Consider the following 5465-nt stretch of genomic DNA (forward strand, 5'->3'; position numbering starts at 1 on the left):
GACTGCGCACATATCCTTCCCGCAGACGGTTTAATCCCTCCAGTTCAATCCGTTCTAAGTCACCCTCAACCACCTGGATTTTCACAACACCTTTGCTAAAGTCTTGGACGGGCAAAAATGCGCCAGAGGTGATGTAACCATTTTTAATGTAGAGCTCAGTAATGGCAGAACGCAGTTGAAGCAACTCCTCAAACCTTACTTCACGGTTCTCATATGGGTTTTTTTTATCTGCAATTTCTTCTTGCAAAACGGTATTGCCCAAGACCTCCACTTCTGTGACGAAGAATGGCACACTGGATGGAATTGTAACTTCAGGGAGTTGGGGAGAGGAAGGAATTTCCAGACTTGGATCCGGTGGTGATGCTGGAGATTCTTCACGAACAGGAGGAGGTAAATCGGATGGCTTGGGAATAGTTTCCTCAATCCTCTCAGGGGTTTCGGTGGGAAGGTTCACTCCTGGGGGTGGAGTAGACTGAGCAACTGCCCCCATAGTTAGGCTCACGATGGGAATAATACTAGAGCCTGAAATTACAACAATCGATATCAGTGTATGATACATATAGCGGTTTGCGACTTTACTGAGTACATATTTCTGGATTTTTAGGGAACAGGGAACAGGGAACAGGGAACAGGGAATAGAGAAATTGGCATTCAAGCTGCGACTTTACTGAGTACATATTTCTGGATTTTTAGGGAACAGGGAATAGAGCAATTGGCATTCAAGCTAAGTTATTTATTATTGCCAATTAAGAAGTAGACTTCATCTTTTTTGTATCATTTTGATGACTAACTTATCTGCAAATGGCTATAGTTTCAGCCTTATTGGCATTGCTGAATCTTCCGATGAATAGGAGTGGGGTGGGCATCCTGCTTGCTCGGGAATGAAACAGGCAAGATGCCTGCCTGGTCGCAAATGAAACAGGCAAGATGCCTGTTCTACAGCTAGATGCCTATTCCACAACACTATTAAAATCATCCCGTATTTATAGCACTACGCATTAAGGTGTTTGACATTGATAAAAGCTCAAAAGCTGTTGTAGTCAACTTTTCCATGCATGGCTCTTGCCTTGGGCGTAGCGCTATATCTAACCAAATACTTCCCCCAACCCCCAGAGGCTGAGGGTGTTTTTGGAAAGAGTCTTAAACAAAGTTAAAGTCCGCAGAGGTCACGACATTAGTGGTGTCTTCTACCACACCGATAAGATCGTTCTTATAGTAAATCAAGGTATCCTTTGCACTGCTGCCAGACCAGTTTTGGAAGCTCAGTGAGTAGTCACTGGAACTACCATAAACCTGGAACTTATCTCCCTCAGACCAGTAGAAGTCGGTAATTGTGGCATAGCCCGAGCCTAGATAGAATGCCCCAAAGGCATTCCCCAAAACAAATGTATCTGCTCCATCATAAGAACCTTGAACACCAGGCTGGGATGAACTGTAGTCTCCGCTTAGGATATCGTATTCTCCGATAGTGCCACCATAACCATTGAGGATGTCATTACCGGAACCCCCGACTAATGTATCGGTGCCCGTTCCTCCAAGTAATGTATCATGGCCAGATTCACCCTTAAGGCTGTCATGGCCGGAACTGCCACTTAAGTAATCGTTCCCAGAGTAACCTAGAAGGGTGTCGTTACCTGAGCCACCATACATATTGTCATTGCCAGTCCAGCCATCCAGATAGTCGTTACCACTCTCACCGTAGAGCTTATCGTTGCCGCTATTACCATATAAATTATCGTGTCCAGAGTAACCTAGAAGGGTGTCGTTACCTGAGCCACCATACATATTGTCATTGCCAGTCCAGCCATCCAGATAGTCGTTACCACCCTCACCGTAGAGCTTATCGTTGCCGCTATTACCATACAAAGTGTCGTTCTTCGGACCGCCAATCAGGGTATCATTGCCGCCATTACCCGTCATTGTCCAAGACTTCCATTTCTTGAATATCCACCAACCTTCCTTGTGGGCTTGAAAGTAATTGTTAGCATTGTTACCGATGTAATTTCCCATGGTTTTTACTCCTGAGAGCATTGAATTGTGTAACTTCAAAGGGTTCTATTCAGTCAATGAATCTAGATAAACCCAATGTCTAAGCTTTGATTTTTGCTACAATTTTGTCGTTGCTGAATTGAAGTATGAATGCGCGATCATATGGTTTTGGTAAAGCCCCCTAAATCCCCCAACTTTGCGGTGCGACCCAAGGGCGATTTACTCGCCCATTGGAAAGCGCACCGGAAGGGACTTTGAAAGCTTTGTTCCCCCCAAAATTGGGGGGCTAGGGGGGCGGAATCATACCCAGAATCAGCAACACAATAATTTGGCTGTTTAGTGTGCAAAAAAAACAAATTATTTAGAGATAATTTGTTCAGCAACTCCCTTAGCTTGTTGCTTAATTTTCATAATAAAATTAAGTCTTTTAGAATTCATTCACCGTATCTACCAATGTGATGACTTGGATAACCAAGACTAATGGCAAGATTTAGTCAGTGGGATTGCTGAAAACTACATATTGGTAATCAAAAAGAGAGGCTCTAATCCAGTGAGCCTCTCTTTTTTGGTTTACGGTAGTTGTGCTAAAAGCTAAAGCTTGAAGCTAAGGAAGTATAGGATCAAGCTTCTGTTCAAAATTCCTAACCCCCAGCCTCAAGAACATTCCCGCCCCATCACTAGGCGTCCATTGGGCAATTGATACACCCCGGTTGCTTCAACAATTGGGTCACCCTTTTGCCAAGGACGAGAGGCACTCTGACTCGGTACCGTGCGTACCTCTCCAGTGGGATAACGTGAAACGGAAGCATCCCCAGGGCGGGTGGGTAAGTTACCACCACCGGTAATGATGAATTGTCCCTCTTGTTCACTGGTTCGGACAATGCAGCTATTGGCTAGCAGATTGTCGGTGTCAATCAGATTGTCCGGTAACTCTGTCAGGCTGTTTTCGATAAAATCGAGGTTGGGTAAACCCTGAATAACCCCATCGGTAGCACCACTGGCATTGATATCGACTCGGTTATTATTATCTAAAGTGGCTGGATCAGTGCCTGGTGGTGCTGGACGGAAGGCAAAGCCGAAGAAGATGGGGGTTTTGAAGGTAATATCACCTCCTCGGCCATCACGGGCAAAGGCCAGGATGTCACTGTCAGCGAAGGCAATGAGCGAGTCAGTGGTGATGGTGATATTGCCCCCGTTGTCAGCACCGCTGAAGACACTGGTGGTGATGTCACTATCACCACGTAGCCTAATATCTTTGGCTATGATTTTGATCTCACCTCCGGCAGATTGAGTAGTAGAAGTAATGATATTGCCGTCAGTGGCGCTGAAAAGTTCTAAAGCCTCAATGGTGATGTTACCTGCATTACCTTGTCCTAGAGCCTGAGCAGATATCTCGGCTTCATCGCTCAAGTCGAGGTTGGTCGTGCTTAAGTTTATATTTCCACCAGTGCCAGTGCCTTGAGTTTTTGCAAACATCCCGCTGGCAGAACCTGCATTGACAACACTGGCTACAACCTTAGGAGTATCAAGGGAAACCTGGAGATTGTAAGCCTGTGAATCACTAATCCCAACACTTCCAGATTGGGTAACTTGGATGAAGTAGGTACCGGGCAAAGTAATGACGTGCCTGAGATAGGAGTCATTATTACCCTGACTACCAAAGGCACCAAGGGAAGCCGGAGCATCCTGATTAGATGCCAGTAAGTTGCCTTCACTGTCAAAGAGGCGGACTACTGTGTCTAAATTTGGGGAATTACCGAATGTATCGATATCGATAATTGCCCGAGTCCCTGCTGTTCCAACTTCAAAGGAATAGTAGTCAGATGTAGCTGGCTCAGAACCTGTACCCCATACTGATACATAGGGAATTCTGGTGGAAAACTCGACTAAAGGGTTGGCAGCATCGGGACTATTAATTGAGAAGGAACTATCAAGTTCTTGGGCTTGAGTGATTGAGTTATTTGGCTCAGCTTCAAACAGAATTGTGGGGCGACTAACATCAATATCATTCCTAAGCAAGGGAGTAGGGTTAACTCGTTGAGCAAAGTTAGGATCACTGCCAGTGATAGTAACCTTATCACTGGCAGTGACTATAATATTACCTGCTTTTCCGCTGCTAAAAGTACTGGTGAGGAACTGTCCTCCGTTCCTAAACTCCAGCGTACTGACAAGCACGGTAATATCACCACCATCAAAGGTGCTAAAAGTCTGAGCACTAAAAACCGCCCCATTTGATACCAGCAGGTGATCCGCATTAAGTTCGATATTCCCACCCTGGCCACTATTGGCTGCTTCGGAGGAAGTAAATATCCCACTCAAGAATCCATCTGAACCCACTCCAGAGACAGTTACAGAATCTAAAACATTAATCGAAATGTTGCCTGAGTTTCCCGTGTCATTAGTCAAGTCTCCTGTTCCAAGAGTTAGGGCTTGCAATTGGGAGCCATCTGTTATCAAAAGAGAATAGGCATTGATAGCAACATTACCTCCGTTACCTACTGCTCCAAAGTCCACAGCCGTGCTAATGTTGCTGCTGTTTTTTAGCCAAACATTACCTCCAGCTTCGAGAGTTACACTGCCTGCATTCCCTTCTCCAGCAGTAATGCTAAAAACGGCACTACTGATTAGCGAGACAAAGTCCTCCGCCTTGATCGAGACCTTGCCCGCATTTCCCTGACCAAAGGTAGCAGTATCGATGGTGAAATCAGACAGAGAAACTGACCCTCCCTCAATGCGGATGTCACCTCCCTGACCAATTGCTCCAGGTTCCAAAGAGGTGGTAATACGGCTACTATCAAGGGAAACAGAACCAGGAGTTGTGAGGATAACACTGCCACCATTTCCGTTTCCAGATGATCTGGTAGTCAAATCTGTGTTGATTATGGAAACCGATTGCCCCTCAATTTTAATTTTGCCGCCACTGCCATTGCCAAAACCATTGCTGTTAATTAGACCATCTTTCAAGGATACTTCCCCTGTTCGGCTGGTAAGAGTAATGTTACCTCCAGGCCCACTACCAGAAGCGTCGATCAGGGGAGAGAGAATGAGATCGCGATAAGCATCAAGAGTAACGTTGCCACGATTCCCCTCTCCTATTAAAGAGTTGCCAAAACCACCAAAATCAAAAGAGCCACCGGAAGAGATGCTCCCTGTAGTAATTGACTCTGCTGTGCTAGTTAGGTTAATATTTCCACCATTGCCAACTAGAGAGCCAAAAGACCTAGAGTTTAGATCGCCTGTGGTAATGTTGTCTCTGGCTTCTAGGGTAATCTCTCCTCCATCTCCTGCATTACCGTTATTAGAGCCAGCCTCAGATTTAAGATTTCCTGTCGTGATAGTTCCATGAAAAGCTGCTAGAGCAATGATGCCCCCATCACCCGCATCTCCCTCGACAGAAACAGTTCCAGCATCAAAATTTCCAGTAGTAATACTGCCAGCAGCAGTTTCCAAAGAAATCGCTCCCCCATTCCCAGAAT

General features: G+C 45.5%; 4 protein-coding genes. All 4 read right to left on the reverse strand.

The features are described from left to right. On the reverse strand, positions 1-655 hold a 655-nt coding region (locus tag F6K38_RS34280; RefSeq protein WP_287359561.1), incomplete at its 3' end, for a POTRA domain-containing protein. 150 nt (positions 656-805) lie between these two features. Then, entirely contained in the window at positions 806-976 is a 171-nt protein-coding gene (locus F6K38_RS34285) for a hypothetical protein (protein ID WP_287359563.1), read from the reverse strand. 164 nt (positions 977-1140) lie between these two features. Next, positions 1141-2010: a calcium-binding protein gene (locus tag F6K38_RS34290; protein ID WP_287359565.1), complete on the reverse strand. Its 870-nt coding sequence runs from the start codon at positions 2008-2010 to the stop codon at positions 1141-1143. A gap of 633 nt (positions 2011-2643) precedes the next feature. Continuing rightward, a partial coding sequence (locus F6K38_RS34295; protein WP_287359567.1) for a beta strand repeat-containing protein occupies positions 2644-5465 on the reverse strand: 2822 nt, incomplete at its 5' end.

The organism is Moorena sp. SIO3B2 (assembly GCF_010692525.1).
Taxonomy (GTDB): domain Bacteria; phylum Cyanobacteriota; class Cyanobacteriia; order Cyanobacteriales; family Coleofasciculaceae; genus Moorena; species Moorena producens.

What these genes read in the sequence shown, in the direction of transcription:
- F6K38_RS34285 (WP_287359563.1), bottom strand. Translation starts at nt 976, where the DNA reads ATGATTTTAATAGTGTTGTGGAATAGGCATCTAGCTGTAGAACAGGCA.
- F6K38_RS34290 (WP_287359565.1), bottom strand. Translation starts at nt 2,010, where the DNA reads ATGGGAAATTACATCGGTAACAATGCTAACAATTACTTTCAAGCCCAC.